Origin of the sequence: Pseudomonas sp. R11-23-07, assembly GCF_003852295.1 — a bacterium.
Lineage (GTDB): Bacteria > Pseudomonadota > Gammaproteobacteria > Pseudomonadales > Pseudomonadaceae > Aquipseudomonas.
The window spans coordinates 4,732,068-4,757,151 of sequence record NZ_CP027761.1 but is presented as its reverse complement, the minus strand read 5'-3'; the positions used below and the strand labels follow the sequence as shown (position 1 = coordinate 4,757,151).

General features: G+C 61.0%; 21 protein-coding genes. 6 read left to right on the top strand and 15 right to left on the bottom strand.

All coding sequences use genetic code 11. The annotated features are described in order from the left end of the window. Nucleotides 1-60: 60 nt before the first annotated feature. The 11 genes from acs to dksA all read right to left on the bottom strand — a co-directional run bounded on the left by acs (nt 61) and on the right by dksA (nt 14,592). Nucleotides 61-1,998 (bottom strand): acetate--CoA ligase, encoded by a 1,938-nt coding sequence (acs, locus tag C4J84_RS21765; RefSeq protein ID WP_124436079.1) that lies wholly within the window; start codon nt 1,996-1,998, stop codon nt 61-63. Between the two features lie 104 nt (nt 1,999-2,102). Beyond that, entirely contained in the window at nt 2,103-3,767 is a 1,665-nt protein-coding gene (gene pgi, locus C4J84_RS21760; protein ID WP_124371887.1) for a glucose-6-phosphate isomerase, read from the bottom strand. Between the two features lie 226 nt (nt 3,768-3,993). Continuing rightward, entirely contained in the window at nt 3,994-4,845 is an 852-nt protein-coding gene (panC, locus tag C4J84_RS21755) for a pantoate--beta-alanine ligase (protein ID WP_124364429.1), read from the bottom strand. After that, complete coding sequence (gene panB, locus C4J84_RS21750) at nt 4,842-5,642, bottom strand: 3-methyl-2-oxobutanoate hydroxymethyltransferase (protein ID WP_124371886.1); 801 nt, start codon at nt 5,640-5,642, stop codon at nt 4,842-4,844. Before panB ends, panC begins: the two co-directional genes overlap by 4 nt. 322 nt (nt 5,643-5,964) lie before the next feature. Beyond that, nucleotides 5,965-6,447 (bottom strand): 2-amino-4-hydroxy-6-hydroxymethyldihydropteridine diphosphokinase, encoded by a 483-nt coding sequence (gene folK, locus C4J84_RS21745; RefSeq protein ID WP_124371885.1) that lies wholly within the window; start codon nt 6,445-6,447, stop codon nt 5,965-5,967. Nucleotides 6,448-6,449: 2 nt separating this feature from the next. Next, nucleotides 6,450-7,853, bottom strand: coding sequence for a polynucleotide adenylyltransferase PcnB (locus C4J84_RS21740; protein ID WP_124368369.1), 1,404 nt, complete (start codon nt 7,851-7,853; stop codon nt 6,450-6,452). A 693-nt stretch (nt 7,854-8,546) separates the two neighbouring features. Next, entirely contained in the window at nt 8,547-9,977 is a 1,431-nt protein-coding gene (locus C4J84_RS21735) for a sigma-54 dependent transcriptional regulator (RefSeq protein ID WP_124364425.1), read from the bottom strand. 22 nt (nt 9,978-9,999) lie between these two features. Next, nucleotides 10,000-12,954 (bottom strand): sensor histidine kinase, encoded by a 2,955-nt coding sequence (locus C4J84_RS21730; protein ID WP_164487673.1) that lies wholly within the window; start codon nt 12,952-12,954, stop codon nt 10,000-10,002. After that, the gene (locus tag C4J84_RS21725; RefSeq protein ID WP_003176118.1) at nt 12,938-13,114 is read right to left on the bottom strand and encodes a hypothetical protein; all 177 of its coding nucleotides are present in this window, start codon (nt 13,112-13,114) and stop codon (nt 12,938-12,940) included. Before C4J84_RS21725 ends, C4J84_RS21730 begins: the two co-directional genes overlap by 17 nt. Before the next feature lie 62 nt (nt 13,115-13,176). Beyond that, nucleotides 13,177-14,064 (bottom strand): tRNA glutamyl-Q(34) synthetase GluQRS, encoded by an 888-nt coding sequence (gene gluQRS / locus C4J84_RS21720; protein WP_124371884.1) that lies wholly within the window; start codon nt 14,062-14,064, stop codon nt 13,177-13,179. Between the two features lie 84 nt (nt 14,065-14,148). Next, on the bottom strand, nt 14,149-14,592 hold the full coding sequence (dksA, locus tag C4J84_RS21715) for an RNA polymerase-binding protein DksA (protein WP_003194150.1): 444 nt from the start codon (nt 14,590-14,592) through the stop codon (nt 14,149-14,151). Between the two features lie 318 nt (nt 14,593-14,910). On the opposite strand from dksA, the gene C4J84_RS21710 reads away from it, so the two are divergent. Beyond that, nucleotides 14,911-16,083, top strand: a complete 1,173-nt coding sequence (locus C4J84_RS21710; protein WP_124371883.1) for a pyridoxal phosphate-dependent aminotransferase — start codon at nt 14,911-14,913, stop codon at nt 16,081-16,083. Then, complete coding sequence (sfsA, locus tag C4J84_RS21705; protein WP_124371882.1) at nt 16,083-16,796, top strand: DNA/RNA nuclease SfsA; 714 nt, start codon at nt 16,083-16,085, stop codon at nt 16,794-16,796. The genes C4J84_RS21710 and sfsA overlap by 1 nt, the downstream gene beginning before the upstream one ends. Here sfsA and C4J84_RS21700 read toward each other — a convergent pair. Next, complete coding sequence (locus tag C4J84_RS21700) at nt 16,793-17,110, bottom strand: Rieske 2Fe-2S domain-containing protein (RefSeq protein ID WP_124368364.1); 318 nt, start codon at nt 17,108-17,110, stop codon at nt 16,793-16,795. The genes sfsA and C4J84_RS21700 overlap by 4 nt on opposite strands. A 155-nt stretch (nt 17,111-17,265) precedes the next feature. Here C4J84_RS21700 and C4J84_RS21695 point away from each other — a divergent pair, with 155 nt between their 5' ends. From C4J84_RS21695 to C4J84_RS21685, 3 genes are read left to right on the top strand one after another with little or no spacing between them, the layout of a single operon-like run. Continuing rightward, nucleotides 17,266-18,144: a hemin ABC transporter substrate-binding protein gene (locus tag C4J84_RS21695; protein WP_124371881.1), complete on the top strand. Its 879-nt coding sequence runs from the start codon at nt 17,266-17,268 to the stop codon at nt 18,142-18,144. Nucleotides 18,145-18,194: 50 nt separating this feature from the next. Beyond that, entirely contained in the window at nt 18,195-19,178 is a 984-nt protein-coding gene (locus C4J84_RS21690; RefSeq protein WP_164487693.1) for an iron ABC transporter permease, read from the top strand. Continuing rightward, entirely contained in the window at nt 19,178-19,945 is a 768-nt protein-coding gene (locus tag C4J84_RS21685; RefSeq protein ID WP_124371880.1) for a heme ABC transporter ATP-binding protein, read from the top strand. The genes C4J84_RS21690 and C4J84_RS21685 overlap by 1 nt, the downstream gene beginning before the upstream one ends. A gap of 223 nt (nt 19,946-20,168) precedes the next feature. On the opposite strand, the gene C4J84_RS21680 is transcribed toward C4J84_RS21685, so the two are convergent. The 3 genes from C4J84_RS21680 to C4J84_RS21670 form a co-directional block, all read right to left on the bottom strand. Next, nucleotides 20,169-20,441, bottom strand: a complete 273-nt coding sequence (locus C4J84_RS21680) for a TfoX/Sxy family protein (protein ID WP_124371879.1) — start codon at nt 20,439-20,441, stop codon at nt 20,169-20,171. Between the two features lie 196 nt (nt 20,442-20,637). After that, entirely contained in the window at nt 20,638-20,982 is a 345-nt protein-coding gene (locus C4J84_RS21675; RefSeq protein WP_124371878.1) for a pentapeptide repeat-containing protein, read from the bottom strand. Between the two features lie 92 nt (nt 20,983-21,074). Further along, entirely contained in the window at nt 21,075-22,631 is a 1,557-nt protein-coding gene (locus C4J84_RS21670; protein WP_124371877.1) for a bifunctional aminoglycoside phosphotransferase/ATP-binding protein, read from the bottom strand. Between the two features lie 118 nt (nt 22,632-22,749). Between C4J84_RS21670 and mrcB the strand changes: the two genes are divergently transcribed. Further along, a complete protein-coding gene (gene mrcB / locus C4J84_RS21665; RefSeq protein WP_124368359.1) occupies nt 22,750-25,074 on the top strand; it encodes a penicillin-binding protein 1B in 2,325 nt (774 codons plus the stop codon). Nucleotides 25,075-25,084: the final 10 nt, after the last annotated feature.

The following is a 25,084-nucleotide window of genomic DNA, read 5'->3' as shown; positions in this document are numbered from 1 at the left end:
AACAGGCCGGGGGTTATTTCGAGGCTATCGGTTCAGGTGTTGCTATCCGTTCAAGCGTTGCTATCGGTTCAGGCGTGCGTCGATCAGGCCATCCACCACGCTCGGGTCGGCCAGCGTCGAGGTATCGCCCAGGCTGTCCAGCTCGTTGCAGGCAATCTTGCGCAAAATCCTGCGCATGATCTTGCCGGAGCGGGTTTTCGGCAGGGCGGGCGCCCATTGGATCAATTCCGGCTTGGCGAAGCTGCCGATTTCCTTGCTGACCAACTCCAGCAGGTGCTTTTTCAGCGCATCGCTGGGTTCGACGCCATTCATTGGGGTGACGAACGCATAAATGCCCTGGCCTTTGACGTCGTGGGGGTAGCCGACCACCGCGGCCTCGGCCACCAGGTCATGCAGCACCAGGGCGCTTTCGACTTCGGCGGTCCCGATGCGATGGCCTGATACGTTGATAACATCGTCGATTCTCCCGGTGATCCAGTAATCGCCCTGCTCATCGCGCCGCGCGCCGTCGCCGGTGAAGTAGTAACCGGGGTAGGGTTTGAAGTAGGTGTCGAGCATGCGCTGCGGATCGCCATAGACGCTGCGAATCTGCCCCGGCCAGCTAGCTTTGATCGCGAGCACGCCACTGCCGGCACCGCTGATTTCCTTGCCTTGTTCATCCAGCAGCACCGGTTGCACGCCGAACATCGGCTGGGTGGCGCAACCTGGCTTGATAAGCTGGGCGCTGGCCAGCGGGCTGAGCATGATGCCGCCGGTTTCGGTTTGCCACCAGGTATCGACAATCGGGCAGCGCTGTTCGCCGACGGCGTTGAAGTACCAGTCCCAGGCTTCCGGGTTGATCGGTTCACCGACGCTGCCCAGCAGGCGCAAGCTGGCGCGGGAAGTGCTTTGCAGCGGGCCGTGGCCTTCACGCATCAGGGCGCGCAATGCGGTCGGCGCGGTGTAGAAGATGTTCACTTGGTGTTTGTCGATGACCTGCCAGAAGCGCGAGCTGTCCGGGTAGCTTGGCACACCTTCGAACATCAACGACGTAGCGCCATTGGCCAGGGGGCCATAGACGATGTAGCTGTGGCCGGTAACCCAGCCCACGTCGGCGGTGCACCAGAACACTTCGCCCTCGCGGTAGTCCAGTACGTACTTGAAGGTCATCGCCACTTGCAGCAGATAGCCGCCGGTGCTGTGCAAGACGCCCTTGGGTTTGCCTGTGCTGCCGGAGGTATAGAGGATAAACAGCGGGGCCTCGGCGTCCATTGGCTCGGGCGGGCAATCGTCGCTCGCGGCCTCCACGGCCTGTTGGTACTTGAGGTCGCGGCCTTCGTTCCAGTTCACATTTGCGCCGGTGCGCTGGACCACCAGGACGGTGCTGACGTTCGGGCAACTGGCCAGCGCTTTATCCACGTTGTGTTTCAGCGCGACCGGCTTGCCGCCGCGTACCCCTTCATCGGCGGTAATGACCGTGCGACAGTCGGCATCCAGTATGCGGTCGCGCAGGGCGTCCGGTGAAAACCCGCCAAACACCACCGAGTGCACCGCGCCAATGCGTGTGCAGGCCAGCATGGCGTAGGCCGCTTCCGGGATCATTGGCATATAAATGCACACCCGGTCGCCTTTGCTTACGCCACGGCTCTTCAGCACGTTGGCCAGGCGGCTGACGTGTTGATGAAGTTGGCGGTAAGTGATGGTGGAAGATTTTGTCGGATCATCGCCTTCCCAGATGAAGGCCGGCTGATCGGCACGCTGGGGCAAGTGACGGTCGATGCAGTTGTAGCTGACGTTCAGTTGGCCGCCGGCAAACCATTGCGCAGCACCGGTGTTGATGTCGGCGCTATGGACGGTGTGCCATGGCGCCATCCAATCGAGAAAGGCCTTGGCCTGGTTGGCCCAGAAGGTGTCCGGCTGTTCGATGGATTGGCGATAGAGACGCTGATAGTCCTCTTGGCTGAGTTGCGCAGCCCGGCGGACGGCATCGGCGCGGGGGAATTGGCTGATATCGAACATGAGCGCTCCTTATTCTTGTTTTGCGACAAGTCATAAAGATGCACCCTGAGGAGAGAGGGTTCAAGGCCAACGTCCAAACGGACATTGGCCTTGAAGTCGCCGGATCAGCCGCGGTGACGGCCGCGGAAGTAGTTGATCAGGCCCTGGGTCGAAGCATCCTCGGCCGAGGTTTCTTCGGCGCCGGTCAGGCGGTTGTAAACGCCTTTGCCCAGCTCTTTACCCAACTCGACACCCCATTGGTCGAACGCGTTGATGCCCCAGATCACGCTCTGGACGAACACCTTGTGCTCGTACATGGCAACCAGCGCGCCGAGGCGACGGGGGCTGATACGTTCGACCACGATGGTGTTGCTCGGGCGGTTGCCCGGGATCACCTTGTGCGGCGCGAGTTTCTGCACGTCGGCTTCGGGGATGCCTTTTTCGCGCAGCTCGGCTTCGGCTTCGGTGCGGGTCTTGCCGAGCATCAGTGCCTGGCTCTGGGACAGGCAGTTGGCGTACAGCCACTGGTGGTGATCGGAGACCGGGTTGAAACTCACGATCGGCACGATGAAGTCGGCCGGGATCATTTGCGTGCCTTGGTGCAGCAACTGGTGATAAGCATGTTGCCCGTTGCAGCCCACGCCGCCCCAGATGACCGGGCCAGTATCGGTGGCGACCGGCGTGCCGTCCTGGCGCACGCTCTTGCCGTTGGATTCCATGTCCAACTGCTGCAAATGCTTGGTGATGTTACGCAGGTAGTGGTCGTACGGCAGGATCGCATGGCTCTGCGAACCCCAGAAATTGCCGTACCACACGCCCAGCAAGCCCAGCAGCACCGGCATGTTGTCTTCGAACGGCGCGTTCTGGAAATGCTGGTCCATGGTGTAGGCACCGGACAGCAGTTCCTTGAAGTTGGACATGCCGATTGCCAAGGCAATAGGCAAGCCGATTGCGGACCACAGCGAGTAACGACCACCGACCCAGTCCCACATCGGGAAGATGTTTTCTTCGCGGATACCGAACGCCACGGCCGCTGCGTTGTTGCTCGACACGGCGATGAAGTGGCGGTACAGCTCGGCTTCCGAGCCGCCCTGCGCCAAGTACCAGGCGCGGGCGGCCTGGGCATTCTTCAGGGTTTCGAGGGTGTTGAAGGATTTGGACGAGACGATAAACAGCGTGGTCTCGGCGCGCAGCTTCATGGTCAGCTCGTGAAACTCGCTGCCGTCGATGTTCGCCAGGTAATGACAGCGCACGCCTTTATGGGCGTAGGACAGCAGTGCTTCGGAGACCAGCTCCGGGCCGAGGAACGAACCACCGATGCCTATATTCACCACGTCCGTGATCGGCTTCTCGGTATAGCCACGCCACAGGCCGTCGTGGATGCGGCCGACCAGGTCAGTGATCTGGTTCAGCACTTTGTGCACGTCCGGCATGATGTTCACGCCGTTGACCGACAACTTGTCGCCTACCGGGCGGCGCAGGGCTGTATGCAACGCCGGGCGGCCTTCGGAGGAGTTGACCGGCTCGCCGGCATACAGCGAGTCGATCGCGTCTTTAAGGCCGACTTCGTTGGCCAAGCCCACCAGCAGGTCGCGGGTTTCGCGGGTGATCAGGTTTTTCGAGTAATCGAGGAAAAGCCCGCAGCTGCTCAGGGTGAATTCTGAAAAACGCTGGGGGTCGGCATTGAAGGCCTCGCGCATGCTGAAATCCTGCATGGCTTGGCGATGTTGATTGAGCGCTTGCCAGGCGGGCAGCGCGGTAACGTCATGAGGGGTGCGGTAGTACGCCATCGCTGCGGGTTTCCTTTTTATTACAGGGACTGCCTTTTAGGACACTTCAAAATCCGGAACATCCAGTCTTTTAACTGGCCACGGGTTCCGGACAGCGCTAACCATACGCGCAGGGCGATTACATTAAACCTAGCGTGTCGATATGTCTTGGCTTTGTCTGCGCTGTAGCCGGTACTTTTTTATACCGGCACAGCGATCAGGGCAATCGGCGGGCTGTTGGCTGGGGTCAGTCGAGGGTCAGATGCAGGTTGTCGATCAGGCGAGTCGCGCCCAGATAGGCCGCCACCAGAATCACAATGTCTCGATCCTCAGGCGTGGCTGGCCTCAGGTGTACGCCTTGGCGCACTTCCAGGTAGTCCATGCGCAAACCAGCGGCTTCGATCTGCTGGATGTGCTCGGCGCGCAGCCTGGCGAAATCACGCTCACCGCTTTTGATGGCGGCGGCAATCTGGCTGAGACTGCGGTACAGCACCGGTGCAATCGCGCGTTGCTCTTCGGTGAGGTAGCCATTGCGCGATGACAGCGCCAGGCCATCGGCTGCGCGGACGGTTGGCTCGCCGATGATCTGGATCGGCATGTTCAGGTCATGCACCATGGCGCGAATCACCGCCAGTTGCTGATAGTCCTTCTGGCCAAATACGGCCATGTCCGGCTGGACCATGTTGAACAGCTTGCTGACCACCGTGGCGACACCTTCGAAATGGCCTGGACGGCTGGCGCCGCACAGGCCTTCGGACAGCAGCGGGACGCTGACGCGGGTCTGGCCGGTCATGCCGCCGGGGTACATTTCCTCCACCGTTGGCGCGAACAGCAGGTTGCAACCGGCTTGCAGCAGCCGTTCCTGATCGGCGGCGAGGGTGCGCGGGTATTTGTCCAGGTCTTCGCCGGCGCCGAATTGCAGCGGGTTGACGAAAATGCTCGTCACCACGAAATCCGATTGCTGCGCAGCCTTGCTCACCAGGGTCGCGTGGCCACTGTGCAGGTTGCCCATGGTCGGCACGAAGCCGATGCGCTTGCCGGCGTTGCGCGCGTGGGTCACGGCGGCGCGCAGTTCGCGCAGGGTTTTAACGGTGTTCATGCAGAGAATCCGTGTTCGGCGCCAGGGAAGGTCACGGCTTTGACTTCGCTGACATAAGCGCTCAGTGCGGCGTGAATGCTGGGCTGGCCGGCCATGAAGTTTTTTACGAACTTGGGCACGTGGCCGCTGATCGACAGGCCGAGCATGTCGTGCAGCACCAGCACCTGGCCATCAGTGGCGGAGCCGGCACCGATGCCGATCACCGGTACTTTGACAGCCTGGGTGATTTCGGCGGCCAGTTCACTGGGTACGCACTCCAGCAGAATCATCGCGACGCCGGCTTGTTCCAGGGCGATGGCATCGGCGCGCATCTGGCGTGCCTGGGCTTCATTGCGGCCCTGGACCTTGTAGCCGCCGAGGAGATTGACCGACTGCGGCGTCAGGCCCATGTGCGCGCAGACCGGTACGCCGCGCTCAGCCAGCAGCCGGATCGACTCGGCGAGCCATACGGCACCTTCGACCTTGATCATGTGCGCACCCGCCTGCATCAGTTTGCCGGCGTTCTGGAAGGTCTGTTCGAGCGTGGCATACCCCATGAATGGCAGGTCGGCGATGATGAACGCACCGTCATTGCCACGCTTGACGCTGGCGGTGTGGTACGCGAGTTCATCGGTGGTGACGGGGAGCGTGCTGTCATTCCCTTGCAGAACCATGCCCAGGGAGTCGCCTACCAGCAACACCTCGACCCCGGCCTGGCAACAGGCGTGGGCGAAGGTCGCGTCGTAGCAGGTCAGCATGGTGATTTTTTCACCCCTGAGCTTGAGGCTCTGCAAGGTGGTCAGGGTAATGTCTGGCATGAAAAGGGTCCTCGTTCAGGCGCTTGGAAACAGCGAGTAACGCGCGTGAGTCTTCGTTTATACAGGCGCACCGTCTTGATAGCAGTGCTTATATGGCCTGGATTGCGCCCTTCAGCGCCGGGTTGGCGGCGGCGGGACGCCTATAGTCGTGAGGAGGACACGGGAAGTCAATTGGATGTGTTACCGCCTTGTTACGATGGCGGTGTTACCGCTGTTACGGACGCAATTGTAGGAGCGAGCTTGCTCGCGAAGAATCCAAGGGCACCGCGTTCAATCAGGCTGAGCGCGTGATCGTTGACGATTTTCGCGAGCAAGCTCGCTCCTACAGAGGCAAGCGCTCCAAGCCGACGAATGGGCAAGCTGTCAGCAGTTCACCCAGCGTTTGGCCCTCGGGCAACTGAAAGTCGGCAGGCACCAGCTCAGCCAATGGATAAAGCACGAACGCCCGCAGGTGCATCTGGTAATGCGGCACCTTGAGGCGCGGCTCATCAATCAGGCGATCACCGAATAACAGGATATCCAGGTCCAGCGTGCGTGGGCCCCAACGCTCAGTGCGCTCGCGGCCCTGGTCGTTTTCGATGGTGTGCAGCGCGTCGAGCAGATCCAGCGGCGTGAGGTTGCTGTCCACGGCCGCCACCGCGTTGGTGTAGCGCGGTTGGCCTGGCAGCAGGGAGTCGCTTTGATAGAAGGCGGATACATCGACGAGGGCCGTGTCGGGCAATTGCGTCAGGGCTTCGATAGCGTCGCGCAGTTGCTGCTGCGGGGCAGCCAGGTTGCTGCCCATGCCGATGTAGATACGTTCCACGTTTATTCGCCCGTTGCGCCCGAGGCATCGGCGGCGCTGCGTTTGCGCTTGCTGGAGCTGCGGCGGCGCTTTTTCGGCCCTTCGCCGACGCTGTCGCCTTTGCTGCCAAGCTCACGAATCATCTCGCGCCGCTGGCTGTCATTGGCATCCTGATAGTCGGTCCACCATTCGCCCAGGCCGTCGGTCTGCTCGCCGGCGCTTTCGCGCAGCAACAGGAAGTCGTAGCCGGCGCGGAAGCGCGGGTTGTCCAGCAACAGGTCGGCGCGTTTGCCACTGCGGCGCGGCAGGCGCTCCTGCATGTCCCAGATTTCGCGGATCGGCAGGGTGAAGCGTTTCGGAATGGCGATGCGCTGGCACTGCTCGGTGATCAATTCGTGGGCAGCTTCCTGCATGGCAGGAATCGGCGGCATGCCACGGTCCTGCAAGCGCAGTACGCGTTTGGGCAGGGCCGGCCATAACAGGGCGGCAAACAGGAACGCCGGGGTCACCGGCTTGTTCTGCTTGATGCGCAGGTCAGTGTTGATCAACGCTTCGCTGATCAGTGTGTGGGTGTACGTCGGGTTGTGTTCCAACGCCTCGGCGCTGGCCGGGAACAGTGGATCGAACAACTGCAGGTCGACGAGCATTTCAAAGGTGTCGGCGGCATAGCCCGAAAGGAACAGCTTGAGCACTTCTTCAAACAGGCGTGCCGACGGGATTTCCCGCAGCATCGGTGCCAGTTCGCGAATCGGTGCGGCCGTGTGTTTCTCGATACCGAAGTTGAGCTTGGCGGCGAACCGCACGGCGCGCAGCATGCGCACCGGGTCTTCCTGGTAGCGCTGCGTCGGGTCGCCGATCAGTCGGATCAGGTTGTTGCGGATATCGTGTACGCCATTGGCGTAATCGAGGATCCGCTCGCTCACCGGATCGTAATACAGGGCATTGATGGTGAAGTCGCGGCGTTGCGCGTCTTCTTCCAGGGTGCCGTAGACGTTGTCGCGCAGGATGCGCCCGCTCTCGTTGCGGGAAGACTGATTGGTGTCTTCCTCTTCATCGTTTTGCGGGTGGCCGGCGCGGAACGTCGCGACCTCGATGATTTCGCGACCGAAGTGGATATGCACCAGCTTGAAGCGGCGCCCGATGATCCGCGCATTGCGGAATTCGGCACGCACCTGTTCAGGCGTGGCGCTGGTGGCGACGTCGAAATCTTTCGGCGTGATATTGAGCAGCATGTCACGTACGCAGCCGCCCACCAGGTAGGCCTGGTAACCGGCGTTCTGCAAACGTTCGACGATGTTCACCGCATAACGGCTGAATTGAGCGCGCTGCAATGAATGCTGATTGCTGTTAAGCACTTCAGGCGTGCTGCGAATGTGTTGCGTACGACGCAAGGGAGAACGGAATGACTGGAACAACTTCTTCAGCATGGGATGCACTGTTTGAAGGAATGTTCGGCCATAACGAAGAATGACCGCATGATGGGCCGGGATTCTAGCATTTAGTCAGGGGATGGTGTAGGAACAAGCTGCAGGCGTTGCGCCATAAGCGTTTAAAAGGCAAATTCAGGGGCTAACTGTCGGAAACTACAAGGGGAGCCGAAGCTCCCCCAGAAGTAGTTGCGTACTCTATTTTTATTATGGTGTCGGGCTTCTTGTTTTTGTTGATCGCCCTCGCCATGAAGCTTCACCTTCATGGCACTCCCAATCGGGAGCCAAGAGCAAACGGATTGCTTTGGTCGCTGTGTTGCTGATCTACGATCCAACCAGTTCAGGCTCTGCCTTAGGGCAGTTTTTGTTGTTCTCGGCCTGGTTGCGGGGCAAGCCCCAATGCAACGCCTCTCCAAAAGAATCAGTTAGCTGCGCCTCCGCCGTGTTGTTTTTGTTATGCGTGAGTCGATTCGTCTTATTTTTATTGTCTGGTACAAAGCTTGTTATTGTTTTTGTACTAAGCATATAGCAGGGTGCGTGCCAACTTTCGCGCCGCCCAGCAAAAGCAGGGGGTTGAGGCGGTTTTCGGGTTTTGACGGGCGAAAAAAAGCCGGGGCTTCGTTACCGTAAGCCCCGGCTTTTGTTACGCGACATATCTGCGGTAACAGTTTTTTCACATTAGCCGGTGTTACCTCAGCTCTCGCTGGGAACACCGGTCTTGCGCCGTGGAATGCCCAGGCGTTGGCGACGTTCCCACAGGCACTTGCGGCTTACCCCGAGCTTGCGGGCCAGTTCGGTCTCGGTCATGTGGTCCTGGTGCTCGAGGACGAAATGCTGGAAGTAGTCTTCCAGGGACAAATCTTCCGTCGGCTCATGGCTGGTCGCGCTACCTGCGCCCTGTTGTGGCGCCAGGCCGATGAAGTCGTCGTCGTCCAGATCGCTGAGCTCGATATCGATGCCCAACAGCTCGGCGGATATTTCCGGGCTTTCCGACAGGATGACCGCGCGCTCGACGGCGTTCTCCAGTTCGCGCACGTTGCCCGGCCATGCGTAATGCCGGATCGCCTGCTCTGCGTCCGGCGCAAACTTCAGATCGGTACGGTTGATGCGCGCGCTCTGGCGCAGCAGGAACGCGCTGGCGATCTCGTTGACATCGGCGCCACGCTCGCGCAGTGGCGGCAGCTTGAGCGCAATCACATGCAGTCGGTAATACAGGTCTTCACGGAACTGGCCGATCTTGGCCAGGCTCTTGAGGTCACGGTGCGTCGCTGCGATCAGGCGTACATCGACCTTTTGCGATTGCACCGAACCGACCCGGCGAATTTCGCCTTCCTGCAGCACCCGCAACAAGCGCGCCTGGGCTTCCAGGGGCAACTCGCCGATTTCGTCGAGGAACAGCGTACCGCCGTCGGCGGCTTCGACCAGGCCCGCACGCCCGGCGCTGGCACCGGTGAACGCGCCTTTTTCGTGGCCAAACAATTCCGACTCGATCAGGGATTCGGGGATCGCCGCGCAGTTCACCGAGATCATCGGGGCCTTGGCGCGCCTGGACAGGTTATGCAGCGCGCGGGCCACCAGTTCCTTGCCGGTGCCCGACTCACCCTGGATCAACACATTGGAGTCGGTCGGCGCCACTTTGCGGATCTTGCTGTACAGGTCCTGCATCGGCGGGCAGGAGCCAATGATGCCGATTTCGCCGTTACTGTTATCGACGCCCGGTTTGTCGGCTGCTTTTCCGGCCGGACGGGGTTCGGCTGGCGCGCTGCTGGCCGACTGGCGGTCACGCAGGATGCGCGCCACAGCCTGCAGCATCTCGTCATGGTCGAAAGGCTTGGCGATGTAGTCCACCGCGCCCATCTTCATCGAGTCCACCGCCGAGCGCAGGCTGGCGTAGCTGGTCATGATCAGCACCGGAGTGCCCTGGCCCAGCTTGATCAATTCGGTACCCGGAGCGCCCGGCAAGCGCAGGTCGCTGACGATCAGGTCGAACGTGGGAATGCTGAACCGCTCCTGGGCTTCCTGCACCGAGCCGGCTTCGCTGACCTGGTACTGATTACGTTCAAGCAGGCGACGCAAGGCAGAGCGGATAATGGTTTCGTCTTCGACGATCAAAATGTGCGGCATTGATTCAATTCTCTCGACGGTCTCAGTTCACAGCGGACGTCGCTTCGACATGACGCGGCAAGGTCACCCGGATACGGGTGCCGCGTTGGCTTTCGGTGTCAGCCGGGCTGTCGATGGTGATTTGTCCATAATGCTCTTCAACGATGGAATAGACCAGTGCAAGGCCCAGACCGGTACCTTCACCCGGGTCCTTGGTGGTGAAGAAGGGTTCGAACAGTCGGTCCATGATGTTCTGTGGAATGCCGCTGCCTTCGTCTTCGACGATCAGATCGACCGTATGTTCGAAAGCCTCGGTCTTGACGCGTACCGCGCCGCCGCCGGGCGTTGCATCGCGGGCGTTGGACAGCAAGTTGATCAGGACCTGGGCCAGGCGTTGTGAGTCGCCATCGACCCAGTGGTCCGGATCGCACAGGTTAAAGAACTGTACTTCGAAATTGCGCCGGTTCAAGGCCAGCAGCCCAATGGCATCCTGCGCCACTTTGGCCAGGCACACCGCTTCGTCTTGATTCTGATGGGCGCCGGAGTGGGCGAAGCTCATCAGCGACTGCACGATGCGCGACACGCGCTTGGTCTGCTCCAGGATCTGCCCGCTGATCTCGGTGATTTCACCGTCTTCCTCGCGCTCTTCCCGCAGGTTCTGCGCCAGGCAGGCGATACCGGTGATCGGGTTGCCGATCTCATGCGCCACGCCGGCGGCCAGGCGACCAATACTGGCCAGGCGCTCGGAGTGCACCAGCTTGTCTTCGAGCATCTGGGTGTCGGTGAGGTCTTCCACCAGCAACACCAGGCCGCTGTTGCCCGGGGCCAGGGGCTCGTCAATGGCGGCCTTGTGCAGGTTGAGCCAACGGGTCTGGCCGTCGAGGGCCAAGTGCTGCTTGTGCAAATGCTCATCGGGCAGGTTGATAAAACCTTGCAACAATTCTTTCCAGGGGTCGCCGAGGGTATTGAGGCGAGAGCCGACCACGCGTTGCGCGGCGATGCCGGTAAGCTCTTCCATGGCCTTGTTCCACATCAGGATTTCCTGGTCCTTGGCCAGGGAACACACGCCCATCGGCAGTTCCTGCAGCGTCTGGCGGTGATAACGGCGCAGGGCATCGAGCTCGGCGGCGAGGCCGGTGAGGCGTGAGTGATAGTCCTCCAACCGGCTTTCGATGAAATGGATGTCTTCGGTCACGTAGTTTTCGCCGCCAGCCTTGTAGGGCAGGAAGGTTTCCACCATGTCCTGGGACACGCTGGGACCCATCAGCCCGGACAGGTTGGCTTCGATACGGTCACGCAGGCGCCGTAGCGCATAGGGACGGCGCTCGTCGAACGGCAGGTACAGATCGCGCAAGGCCTGTTCGACTTCCTTTTGCGCGGCCTTGGCGCCGAGCGGCTTGGCCAGTTGCGTGGCGAATTCCTGGGGCGAGGCCGCATGCAGTTCGCGGCGTTGCGGGCGACGCACGTTGTCTACCGCGCAGGCCTCGGCGGCGCTGGTTTCTTCGGGGCTGGCGTTGGTGAACAGCGAAATCAGGGTGAACATCAGGACGTTGGCGGCCAGCGACGCGATTGCTGCCATGTGCCAGCTGGTGTCATCCAGCACGTAAATCATGTTCAGCAACGGTATGTAGAAACCCTGCAGGTTGCCGACCAGCGGTAGCAGCATGGTCACCAGCCACACCAGGATGCCCGCCAGCAACCCGGCGATAAAGCCACGGCGATTGGCGGTCGGCCAGTACAGCACCGAGAGTACGCCCGGCAGGAACTGCAAGGTGGCGACAAAGGCCACGATGCCGAGGTTGGCCAGGTCCTGCCCGGCGCCCAGCAGCAGATAAAAGGCATAGCCGGCCATGATGATCGCGACGATCAGCGCGCGGCGCGTCCATTTCAACCAGCGGTAGATGTTGCCTTCGGCCGGTGGTTGGTACAGCGGCAGCACCAGGTGGTTGAGGGCCATCCCGGAAAGTGCCAGCGTGGTGACAATGATCAAGCCACTGGCCGCCGACAAACCGCCGACATACGCCAACAGCGCCAGGGCCGGGCTGTTGGCGGCGATGCCGATGCCGAGGGTGAAATACTCAGGGTTGGTGGTGGCCCCCAGTTTCAGGCCGGCCCACAGAATCAGCGGCACCGCCAGGCTCATCAGCAGCAGGAACAGTGGCAAACCCCAACTGGCGCTGACCAATGAGCGTGGGTTGAGGTTTTCGGTGAAGGTCATGTGGTACATGTGCGGCATCACGATCGCCGAGGCGAAGAACACCAGCAGTAGCGTGCGCCAGGGGCCTTCCTGCAGGGGCGTGTGCAAGGCGGCGAGGGCGGTCTGGTTTTGCAGCAGCCACAATTCCAGCTGTTGCGGGCCGTCGAACACGCCGTAGAGCGCATAAAGGCCGACACCGCCGATGGCGACCAGCTTGATGACCGACTCAAAGGCAATCGCAAACACCAGGCCCTGGTGTTTTTCGCGGGTGGCGATATGGCGTGAGCCAAAGAAAATGGTGAACAGGCTGATCAATGCGCAGAAGGCCAGGGCAACGCGATGTTGCACCGGCTCGCGGGTGAGGATGCTGATCGAGTCGGCCACTGCCTGGATCTGCAGGGCCAGCAACGGCAGCACGCCGATCAGCATGAAAATCGTGGTGAGTGCGCCGGCCCAGGTGCTGCGAAAACGAAAGGCAAACAGGTCCGCCAGGGAGGACAACTGATAGGTGCGGGTGATTTTCAAAATCGGGTACAGCAGCACCGGCGCCAGCAGGAACGCACCGGACACCCCCAGGTAGCTGGAGAGGAAACCGTAGCCATATTGATAGGCCAGGCCCACCGTACCGTAGAACGCCCAGGCGCTGGCGTATACGCCCAGGGACAAGGTGTAGGTCAAGGGATGGCGAATGATCGCCCGCGGAATCATTCCACGCTCACTGATCCAGGCGACGCCGAACAACGCCGCCAGGTAGGCGGCGCTGATCAGCAGCATCTGGGTGAGGCTAAAGCTCATCGGCATCTTTTTGGCTCTGCAGGATGAAGGTCACGACGATCAGGATCAGCCAGAGCAGATAAGGACGGTACCAGGCGCCCGTGGCATCGATCCACCAGTCCATGATGGCGGGGGAAAACAGGTAGATCCCGACGACCAGCAGCAGGACCAATCGATAGATGTACATGTTGGCCTCTGATTGAAGAATTGCGGCGATGGTAACGGATGGCTGGCAAGCTGCAAGCGCCTTCAGTTCAATTGCGCTTCGGCCAGGGTGAGTGTGCGCGGGATCCGCGTGGCATCCCACTGCCGAATGCCCCAATCCAGCAGTTCCCTGGGGCTGGCGTAAAGCAGCTCGTCACCGGCCGGCTGGCCAAGGGCGCGTAGCGCTCTGAGTAACAATGGCGTGGCCTGGTCTGCGGTCAGCGGTGGCGAACGGTACGACTTGCCCAGTTTGTGACCGTCCGGCTGGACGATCAGGGGCACATGCAGATAACGCGGCTGGCGCAGGCCAAGCAATTCCTGCAGGTAAAGCTGGCGTGGCGTGGAATCGAGCAGGTCGGCGCCGCGCACGATGTCGGTAACGCCTTGCCAGGCGTCATCCAGGACCACGGCCAATTGATAGGCGTACAGGCCGTCGCGGCGGCGGATGATGAAGTCGCCTGCATCGCGCCCCAAGTGCTGTCGGAACTCGCCCTGTACGCGGTCGGTAAAATGGTATTCAAGCTCGGGCACGCGCAAGCGGATAGCGGCGTCTTGCTGGTCGTGGCCGGCATTGCGACAAAGCCCGGGGTAAATCCCGTTGTAGGGCTCCAGCTGTTTGCGCGAGCAGGTGCAGGCGTAGGCCAGGCCGTGGTTGAACAAGTCGTTCAATACCTTGGCGTAGGCGTCGTGCCGCTCGCTCTGGCGGACCAGTTCGCCGTCCCATTCAAAACCGTAGCTTTCCAGGGCATGCAGGATTGCCGTCTGGGCGCCGGGTTCTTCACGGGGTGGGTCGAGGTCTTCCATGCGCATCAGCCAGCGGCCTTGATTGGCGCGGGCATCGAGGTAGGAGGCGAGGGCGGCGACCAGGGAGCCGAAGTGCAGATGGCCGCTGGGCGTGGGGGCGAAGCGCCCGATATAGGTAGAGGCAGTCATGGGCCGGATACTACTGGAAAATCGGTAAACGCCAGCAACAAAAATGGGGCGTTCGCACGCCCCATTCGTTCAGCTCGACAAGCATTACTTGCCGACCTGTTTTTCCTTGATTTCGGCCAAGGTCTTGCAGTCTACACAGAGGTCCGCGGTCGGGCGGGCTTCCAGGCGACGAATACCGATCTCGACGCCGCAGGATTCGCACCAGCCGTATTCTTCGTCTTTGATCAGTTGCAGGGTCTTGTCGATCTTCTTGATCAACTTGCGCTCGCGATCACGGGCGCGCAGTTCGAGGGCGAACTCCTCTTCCTGGCTGGCACGGTCGGCCGGGTCAGGGAAGTTGGCTGCTTCGTCCTTCATATGGTCAACCGTGCGGTCGACTTCCTGCATCAAATCCTGTTTCCACTTGTTCAGGATTTTGGTGAAGTGCTCGCGCATGGGCTCGCCCATGTACTCCTCGCCCTTTTTTTCCACATAGGGTTCGAAGCCGCCGAGGCCTTGAGTCTGCTGTTGCTTTGCTTGGGTGGACATGAATAGACCGCCTCTCACTCTTCTAATCCATTGCGCAGGATTGCAACGTCACCGACACCTGCCGGCCCTGCGGCTGCAAGCGGGCGAACTTACCAGATAGATTCGGGGTGCGCCACTCCCGGTTGTCGAGCCTGTCGCGTCGGGGGTTGCAAACTGCAGCGGCCCGTCGTGGCTGGGTATGTCCCGTCTCGAATGTTGATTTTAGTCGTTTTGCCGGCGCTTGCCTGGCCGTGAAGTCGGCCGGGCAGGCAATAGAACATGTTTTATCGCGAGGGTTCGGTAGAATCCTGATTTTGTCCTCACCGTCTAGGAAGGCTAATGGCTCAGCCCTACAGTGCGCGCAGTCGCGCCATCGAACCTTTTCATGTCATGGCATTGCTGGCGCGCGCCAATGAGCTGCAGTCAGCCGGCCACGACGTGATCCATCTGGAAATCGGTGAGCCGGATTTCACCACCGCCGAACCGATTATCCAGGCAGGCCAGGCCGCGTTGGCCAATGGCAAGACCCGTTACACCGCCGCCCGTGGGCTGCCCGAATTGCGCGAGGCGATCAGCGGTTTCTACCAGCAGCGCTACGGGTTGAACATCGATCCGCAGCGCATTCTGATCACGCCCGGCGGCTCCGGTGCGTTGTTATTGGCCACCAGCCTGCTGGTGGATCCGGGCAAGCACTGGCTGCTGGCGGATCCGGGCTACCCCTGCAACCGGCATTTCCTGCGCTTGATCGAGGGCGCGGCGCAGCTGGTGCCGGTCGGCCCGCAAGTACGCTACCAATTGACCGCCGACCTGGTGGCGCAACACTGGAACCAGGACAGCGTCGGCGCGCTGGTTGCCTCCCCGGCCAACCCGACCGGGACGCTTCTGACGCGGGACGAACTGGCCGACCTGTCCAACGCCATCAAGGCGCGCGACGGCCATCTGGTGGTGGATGAGATCTATCACGGGCTCACCTACGGCACCGACGCCGCGAGCGTGCTGGAAGTCGACGACGATGCCTTCGTCCTGAATAGTTTTTCCAAGTATTTCGGCATGACCGGCTGGCGCCTGGGCTGGCTGGTGGCGCCACCTGCAGCCGTCGGTGAGTTGGAGAAGTTGGCGCAAAACCTCTACATCAGCGCGCCGAGCATGGCCCAACATGCCGCCATGGCCTGTTTCACCCCACAAACCCTGGGCATTCTGGAGGAGCGCCGCGCCGAATTTGGCCGGCGCCGTGATTTCCTGCTGCCGGCCCTGCGTGAGTTGGGATTCGGTATCGCCGTAGAGCCCGAAGGCGCGTTCTATCTCTATGCCGATATCAGCGCGTTTGGTGGAGATGCCTTCGCGTTCTGTCGCCATTTCCTGGAAACCGAACATGTAGCCTTTACCCCCGGGCTGGATTTCGGTCGCTATCAGGCGGGTCATCATGTGCGTTTTGCCTACACGCAAAACCTTGATCGGCTACAAGAGGCGGTGGAGCGGATTGCCCGTGGCCTGCGGAGTTGGCAAGGCTGATGCGTTTTCATCCTCCCCTCGAAGAAGGGCGGCTGATCCGCCGCTACAAGCGTTTTCTCACCGATATCGAAACCGTTACCGGCGAGTTGCTCACCATTCACTGCCCGAACACCGGTTCGATGCTCAACTGCATGGTCGAAGGCGGCCAAGTCTGGTTCAGCCGTTCCGCCGACCCCAAGCGCAAATTGCCCGGTACCTGGGAAATCGCCGAAACGCCCCAGGGCCGGCTGGCCTGCGTCAATACGGCACGCGCCAATCAGTTGGTCGAAGAGGCACTGCGCGCGGGGCTGATCACTGAACTCAACGGCTTTACCGCGTTGAAACGCGAAGTGCCTTACGGTCAGGAACGAAGCCGGATCGATTTTCGCCTGGAATACCCGCACGGGGCGGCGTTTGTCGAAGTCAAAAGTGTCACCTTGGGCTTTGATGGCTCCTCCGTGGCGGCTTTCCCTGATGCGGTGACCCAGCGCGGTGCCAAGCACTTGCGGGAGCTGGCCCACCTGGCGCGTGAAGGTGTGCGGGCGGTGCAGTTGTACTGCGTTAATTTGTCGGGGATCGATGCGGTGCGCCCAGCCGTGGAAATTGACGCGGGTTATGCCGCCGCGTTGCGTGAGGCCAAGGCAGCGGGTGTGGAGGTGCTGGCGTACGGCGTGCGGGTCACACCTGAAGAAATCTGTATCGAACGGCCGTTGAAGGTGCTGTTGGGCAACTAGAGTTGCACCCACAGGCCTTGTGCGTCTTCGCGGCCGGGCAGGGCGGTGAGGCTTTGGCCTGCGCACGGGCCGGCAATGCATTCGCCGCTTTCGATCAGGAACAGCGCGCCATGGGTGGCGCATTGAATCAGGCTGGCGCTTGAGTCGAGGAAGCTGTCCGGTTGCCATTCCAGTGGGACGCCGCGATGAGGGCAGCGGTTGACATAGAAGTAGGCAACGCCAGCGCGCCGCACGGCCAACAGTTTGCAACCGTCGATATCAAAACCGAGGCTGCTGTCGGGCGCCAAGGCCTCGGAGGGGCAGAGAAACTTCATTTCAATCCTTAAGTGCCTTGACGTTCAAATGCAAACAATTATCAAATGCCCGCTTCGCCCGTCAGCTGATCGGGTGCTCACTACGATGCCGGGTAGGGTTTATCTGTCACATCAATGAGTGCTTGAGCGGCCCCGCCTTGGAAGGAAACCCTGTTATGCGCCTGAGTGCCAGCGTTATTGCGCTAGTTGCCGGACTGCTGGTCAGCCACGCGGCCCAAGCCTTGGACCTGCCGCAACGCTGGGTCAGCGCCGGTGGCGCGTTATCGGAATGGGTGACGGCATTGGGAGGTGAGCCGAAGCTGGTCGGCGTGGACACCACCAGCCAGCATCCGGCGTCGCTCAAGGCATTGCCCAGTATTGGTTATCAGCGCCAATTGTCGGCTGAGGGCATTCTCAGCCTGCGCCCGCAGGTGCTGGTGGGGACCGAAGAGATGGGGCCACCACCGGTGCTGGCGCAGATCCGCAATGCGGGGGTGCAGGTAGAGATGTTCTCGGCGCAGCCGGACTTACCCAGCCTGAAAGCCAACCTGTCGCACCTGGGCACGCTGCTGGGCAGCGAGGCCAAGGCCAACGAATTGTTTGCCGCATATGAGCAGGCGCTGGATCAACAGAAAGCCTGGGTGACCAAGGCCCGCTTGACGCAAAAAACGCCAGGCGTGTTGCTGTTGCTCGGGCATGCCGGCGGCAAACCGTTGATCGCCGGTAAGGGCACCGCCGCTGACTGGATGTTGCAGCAGGCCGGGGGCCATAACCTGGCGACTCACAGCGGTTACAAGCCGTTCTCGGCGGAGTCGCTGGCCGGGTTGAGCCCGGATGTGCTGGTAGTTGCTGATCGGGCGCTCAGTGGTGAAGCGGCTCGGGTGGCGTTGTTCAAGGAAAACCCCATCCTCGCTTCCACGCCAGCGGCCAGGAACGGCCGGGTGATGGAATTGGACCCGACGCTGTTGGTGGGCGGGCTCGGGCCGCGCTTGCCGCAAAGCCTGGTGCAATTGTCCGCTGGGTTTTACCCGTCCCAGGCTGAACCCGCCCCATGACCCGGTTGGTCAAACCGAAAACGCTGTTTATCGGGCTGGCGCTGTTATGTCTGCTGGCGATCTGGCTTTCATTGGCCCTGGGACCGGTCAGCCTGCCGTTGTTCGACACGCTCAGGGCGGCGTTGCGAATGATCGGAGTGCCGATTGAGGCCCAGGGGCTCGAACAGGCAGAGTTGATCCTGGGGCAGATTCGCTTGCCGCGCACGTTACTGGGCCTGGCCGTGGGCGGTGTGCTCGCCTTGTCGGGCGTGGCGATGCAGGGCTTGTTTCGCAACCCGCTGGCCGATCCTGGCTTGGTGGGTGTGTCCAGTGGCGCGGCGCTGGGGGCTGCGGTGGCCATTGTTGGCGGCTCGTTGTTTGGCGGGCTGCCGGAGGCGCTCGGGCCGTATCTTTTGTCGATTTGCGCGTTTCTGGGCGGCCTGGGCGTGACGGCGCTGGTGTATCGACTGGGCCGACGCAATGGCCAGACCAACGTCGCGACGATGTTGCTTGCCGGCATCGCGCTGACAGCCCTGGCCGGTTCCGCGGTGGGGCTGTTTACCTACCTGGCGGACGACGCCACCTTGCGCACCCTGACATTCTGGAACCTGGGCAGCCTCAATGGTGCCAGCTATTCACGTTTATGGCCGTTGCTGCTGGTGAGCGCGGGCGTGGCGCTGTGGTTGCCGCGCCGGGCGAAAGCCTTGAATGCGCTGTTGCTGGGTGAGTCCGAAGCCAGTCACCTGGGCATTGATGTTGAAAAGCTCAAGCGTGAGCTGGTGTTCTGTACGGCGCTGGGTGTTGGTGCGGCGGTGGCTGCGGCGGGCATGATCGGCTTTGTCGGGTTGGTGGTGCCGCATCTGGTGCGGTTGCTGGCCGGACCGGACCACCGCGTATTGTTGCCGGCTTCGGTACTGGCGGGCGCGAGTTTGTTGCTGTTGGCGGACCTGGTGGCGCGTTTGGCATTGGCGCCGGCGGAACTGCCGATCGGTATTGTCACCGCGTTTATTGGCGCGCCACTTTTCCTCTATTTATTACTGCGAGGGCGCGCCTGATGCTGCGGGTGGAAGCGTTGCAGGTCCGCCGCGGGCGCAAGACCGTATTGGCGGATATCACCCTGGAGCTGCTGCCCGGCGAAGTGCTCGGCGTATTGGGCCCCAATGGTGCAGGCAAAAGTACCTTGCTCAGTGCGCTGTGCGGCGAGTTGACCCCTGACCAGGGCAAGGTCTGGCTGGATCAGCAAGAGTTAAAGCAATGGAGCGGCGCGCAACGAGCCCAGCGCTTGGCGGTACTGCCCCAGAGCTCGACCCTGGACTTCGCGTTCCGTGTCGAAGAGGTGGTAGGACTGGGGCGTTTGCCGCATCAGACCGGGCGAGTACGTGATGAGGAAATCATCAGCGCGGCACTGCACGCGGCGGATGTGGGGCACTTGAGTGGTCGCAGTTACCTGGCGTTGTCGGGCGGGGAGCGTCAACGGGTGCACCTGGCCCGTGTATTGGCGCAATTGTGGCCGGGCGAGGCGGGCCAGACCCTATTGCTGGATGAGCCGACATCGATGCTCGATCCGTTGCATCAGCACACGACCTTGCAGGCGATCCGGCGTTTTGCCGATCGTGGCGCAGCGGTGTTGGTGATCCTGCATGACCTGAACCTGGCCGCGCGTTACTGTGATCGCATCCTGTTGCTGGAAAACGGATGCCCGCGTGCGCTCGACACGCCCGCACAGGTGCTGCGCCCCGAGCTGCTCAAGGCGGTATTTGGTCTGGATGTGCTGGTGCAGTTGCACCCGGAGCGTGGTCATCCGTTGATCATCGCGCGTTGAGTCCGGCGTCTTGCAGGCAAAAAAAGACCCGGCAAGAGCCGGGTCAAATAACCGTGATTAGCCTGATGAGGAGATAATCTGAGAGTCCGAACCAATGGTCTTTCAGTTATCGGCTGATCTCGCGACCAGCTGTGATAATCATAACGATTCTCATTTGAGAGTCAACAACATTCCCCTACTTTTCTCAAAAATCCTGAAAATACTACTGGATTGATCGGCGAATCTACGTCTTCTGGCGCGTTGAGAGCGCCTCCAACTGTAGGTTCAACGCCTCTTTGCGCTCCGTGGGAATGTCATTCCAATGCACGTCCATCAATGCGCCTTCAATCGCATACAGCAACACTTTTGATGCCCGGAACCCGCGAGTTCGCACGGCTCGGTAAGCATCGACCGCGCCCAGGCGGCGCAGGTCGGACGCGCTGTGGATGCCCGCTGCATGCAGCCACTGCGCCGACGTCTTGCCAAGATTCTTCAGGTGTTGCAGCTCATCGTTCATCGAGCCTCCTTGCGACGGCCGAATGGTGCGGTGGGTATCGTGACCAGGCAAGCCTGAAAATGAGTGTAGCGCTCAGTAGGAAAAGCGTGATTCTTTGCTCGAGAACGGCTGAAAAGCTTATAAGAATGACGCTGCATGCCAGGCACGGGAAAACGCCCGGCGAGCTTGAAAGCAGCCGGGAGCCGGAGTCTTGAGGTTATTTGGTGCGGTAACGCAGGCGGGTACCGAAATTCACCGACATCAGAATCTCGTCAGCCGTCAGGTCGGGTGAGAAGTAAGTACCGGAAATCTGCGCATGGGCCAGGCTGGCGCCTTCCAGTGAACACTCGCGCAAATCCAGCCCGCGCAGGTCGGCGGAGCGGAAATAGGCGTCGGTAAAGTCGATCCCCGCAGCGTTCAGCTCGCGCAGGTCCAACCCTCGGAAGTCGCCGCCGCGCATGTCGATAACGCCGCTTTCGGGGCGCTCCTGATTGAAGCCCCGGATGTCGTCCTTGTGCAGGAGCGCGTAGAGCGGGGTATCAAGAAGCTTGGGCTGACTCATGACGGCGACTCCTGTTGGTATTATGGCGCCATTATAGTGCCACTATTGCAGGGTCGTGCGCCAAAGTAGACGACACGACCAAGAAATATTTCTTACAGGCCGGGCAAGCGTTGACGAATATGCCCGACCAATGCATCGAGCGTCCCGCTTTCATTGGTCTCGACGCGTTTACTCAACAGCAGCTCTTGAGCGGTCAGCGGGTCACGACTGGCGTTTTGTTCTTCAATAACCAGCAACGTTGCGTCGGACGGATCGTTTTTATCTGCCTGACGTTGTGCCAGCCAACTGGCGATGACGGCCTGAGGGGCATTGCAATCCAGAATCAGGAACGGGGCGCCGGTGGCTTCGGCAACCCGGGCCGCCGCGTCACGTTGTGCGCGTTTGAGGAAGGTGGCATCCAGCACCACCGGGAAACCGGCGCGCAGCACGGTGTCGGCCATTTCATTCAGGCGTGTGTACGTCGCAGCGCTGGCGTCCTCGCTGTAGATGCCGGCTTGCGGGGTGTTTTCGACCTGCTGCTCGCCAAACAGGCGCTTGCGTTCCACGTCCGAGCGTAGGCGAACAGCGCCTAAGGCCTCGACCAGGCGCATGGCTACATGGCTTTTGCCCACGGCCGAAACCCCATGGGTGATGGCCAGGAAGCGCGACGGAATCGTGCTGTAGCTTTCCGCCAGATTGGCATAATTACGGTACTGGCGCAGGGTGGTGGCACGTTGCACCGGGTCGGCTTCGCTCGGCATGCTGAACAGCGCAACTTTCGCCCGCACCAGTGCGCGATAAGCCTTGTAGAAATTCAGCAACTCCAGCCCCTGGTAATCGCCGGTCAGTTCCAGGTACTGGCTGATAAACCGGCGTGCCAGGCATTTGAGGCCACGGTCTTCCAGGTCCATCGCCAGGAATGCGGTGTCGGCGTACACGTCGGTAAAGCGGAACGGCTCGTTGAATTCGATGCAGTCGAAGATTACTACATGACCATCGATCAGCGTGGCATTACCCAGGTGGATATCACCATGGCATTCACGGGTAAAACCGTTGAGCTTGCGCTGCTCCAGCAATGGCTTGAGGCGTTCGAAGCTGCTTTGCGCCCAGGCTTGCAGGGCTTCCAGTTGAATGAGGTCGGCCTTGTCACTCAGGAACGGGCGGATCTGTTCGAAGTTCTGGCGGACCGGTGCCATCACTTCTTCCGGAGTGCCCGCCGGGTGCTCTTGCGCGACTTTGGGCGCGTTGAGGTGGAAGTGCGCAATCTGCCTGGCCATTTCGTCTATGTGCGCGCTGGTGAGTTCACCGTTGGCTTGCAAGGTGCTCAGCATCTGGCTTTGCGGGAACTGACGCATTTTCAGCGCGTACTCGATCACCGGGCCGTCGCCCGCCAATTGCGGTGCGTCGGCGGTGCCGGTAATTGGCAACACTTCAAGATACAAATCTTCGGTCAGGCGCTGGTTGAGGCGCAGTTCTTCGTTGCAGAAATGGCCGCGCTTTTCCAGGTCGGTGAAATCGAGGAAGCCGAAGTTCATCGGTTTCTTCAGTTTATAAGCATAGGGACCGGTCAGGATCACCCAGGAAATATGGGTTTCAATGACTTGAAACGCTTCCACCGGATGCGGGTACAAAGCCGGGTTTTGCAGGGCGGCAATCAGGGACTGGCTCACGGGCGATCCTTCAAAGTCTGGGAGAAATCATGGCAAGCATTATGGCCGCTACGGGCGGTCGTGCAAACCGCTGTCCGGCTCATGTTGATCGTTAATAAAGTGCGTATAATCCGCCGCCATGACTCGAACCCGATCTCCCCGTTCCCGTAAAAAACCTCCTTCGCGCAGCCTGCGCCCGTGGCTGGGCTGGGCGCTCAAGCTCGGCCTGGTTGGCCTTGTGGCGCTCGCCGGCGTGGCGGTGTATCTCGACGCCGTGGTCCAGGAGAAGTTCTCCGGCAAGCGCTGGACCATCCCGGCCAAGGTGTACGCACGCCCGCTGGAATTGTTCGCCGGCCAGAAGTTGAGCAAGGAGGACTTCCTCACCGAACTCGATGCGCTGGGCTATCGCCGCGAACCTGTGAGCAACGGCCCGGGCGCGGCGGCCGTCAGCGGCAATACTGTCGACCTGAACACCCGCGGCTTCCAGTTCTACGAAGGCCTGGAAAAAGCCCAGCCGGTACGCGTGCGTTTTTCCGGCGATTACGTGGCTGAGTTGTCGTCGCTCAACGGCGCCAAGCTGCCAGTGGTACGCCTTGAGCCGCTGATGATCGGTGGTATCTACCCGAAGAATCTTGAAGACCGGATCCTGATCAAGCTCGATCAGGCGCCGCCGTATCTGCTGGAAACCCTGGTAGCAGTAGAAGACCGCGACTTCTACAGCCACTGGGGCGTCTCGCCCAAATCGATTGCCCGCGCGGTGTGGGTCAATACTTCCGGCGGCAAGATGACCCAGGGCGGCAGCACGCTCACCCAGCAATTGGTGAAGAACTTCTACCTGACCAATGAGCGCAGCCTCACCCGCAAGCTCACCGAAGCCATGATGGCGATGCTGCTGGAGTTGCATTACAGCAAGCAGGAAATCCTCGAGGCGTACCTCAACGAAGTCTTCGTCGGCCAGGATGGTCAGCGCGCGGTGCACGGTTTCGGCCTGGCCAGCCAGTTCTTCTTCGGGCAGCCGTTGTCCGAATTGAAGCTGCACCAGGTCGCGTTGCTGGTCGGGATGGTCAAGGGCCCGTCCTATTACAACCCGCGTCGCAACCCTGAGCGTGCGCTCGAGCGCCGCAACCTGGTACTCGATGTATTGGAACAGCAGGGCGTCGCCACGGCCGAGCAGGTCGCGGCCGCGAAGAAAATGCCGCTGGGTGTCACCACCCGCGGCAAGCTGGCAGATAGCTCATTCCCCGGCTTTATCGACCTGGTCAAACGCCAACTGCGCGAGGACTATCGCGACGAAGACTTGACCGAGGAAGGCCTGCGAATCTTCACCAGCTTCGACCCCATCCTGCAGATGAAAGCCGAAGCGTCGGTCAATGACACCTTCAAGCGCCTGACAGGCCGCAAAGGCTCCGATGAAGTAGAAGCCGCGATGGTGGTGACCAACCCGGAAACCGGCGAGGTCCAGGCCATGATCGGTAGCCGTCAGGCCAGCTTCGCCGGGTTCAACCGCGCGCTGGATGCCGTGCGCCCGATCGGCTCGCTGGTCAAGCCGGCGGTTTACCTGACCGCCCTGGAAAAACCGAGCAAGTACACGCTGACCAGTTGGCTGTCGGATGACCCGCTGTCGATCAAAGGCGCCGATGGCCAGGTGTGGACGCCGAAGAACTTCGACCGCCGCTCCCACGGCACCGTGTTCCTGTATCAGGGGCTGGCGCATTCCTACAACATCTCGACATCGCGCCTAGGGCTGGAAGTCGGTGTGCCGAATGTGCTGAAAACCCTGGCGCGACTGGGTATCGAGCGCGAGTTCCCGGCGTTCCCCTCGATGTTGCTGGGTGCGGCGGCCATGAGCCCGATGGAAGTGGCCACCATGTACCAGACCTTGGCCAACGGTGGCTTTAATACGCCGATGCGCGGTATTCGCAGCGTGTTGACCGCCGAGGGCGAACCGCTCAAGCGCTACCCGTTCCAGATCCAGCAACGCTTCGACGCGGGCTCCATCTACCTGATCCAGAACGCCATGCAGCGCGTGATGCGTGAAGGTACCGGGCGCTCGGTCTACAGCGTGCTGCCGTCGAACCTGACGCTGGCGGGCAAGACCGGCACCAGTAACGATTCGCGCGACAGTTGGTTCGCAGGTTTTGGCCAGGACGTATTGGCCGTGGTGTGGCTGGGCCGTGACGACAATGGCAAGACGCCATTCACCGGAGCGACCGGTGCGCTGCAGGTCTGGACCAGCTTCATGCGCAAGGCAGACCCGTTGCCACTCAACATGCCGCAGCCGGACAATATCGTGCAGGCCTGGATTGATCCGCACACGGGCCAGGGTTCGGATGCCAACTGCCCGGGAGCGGTGCAGATGCCGTATATTCGCGGCAGCGAGCCACCAGCCGGTGCCGCATGCGGGGGCAGCGCCCCTGCTGACGCGGACTCGGTGATGGATTGGGTCAAGGGCTGGATGAATTAAGCAAAGAGGG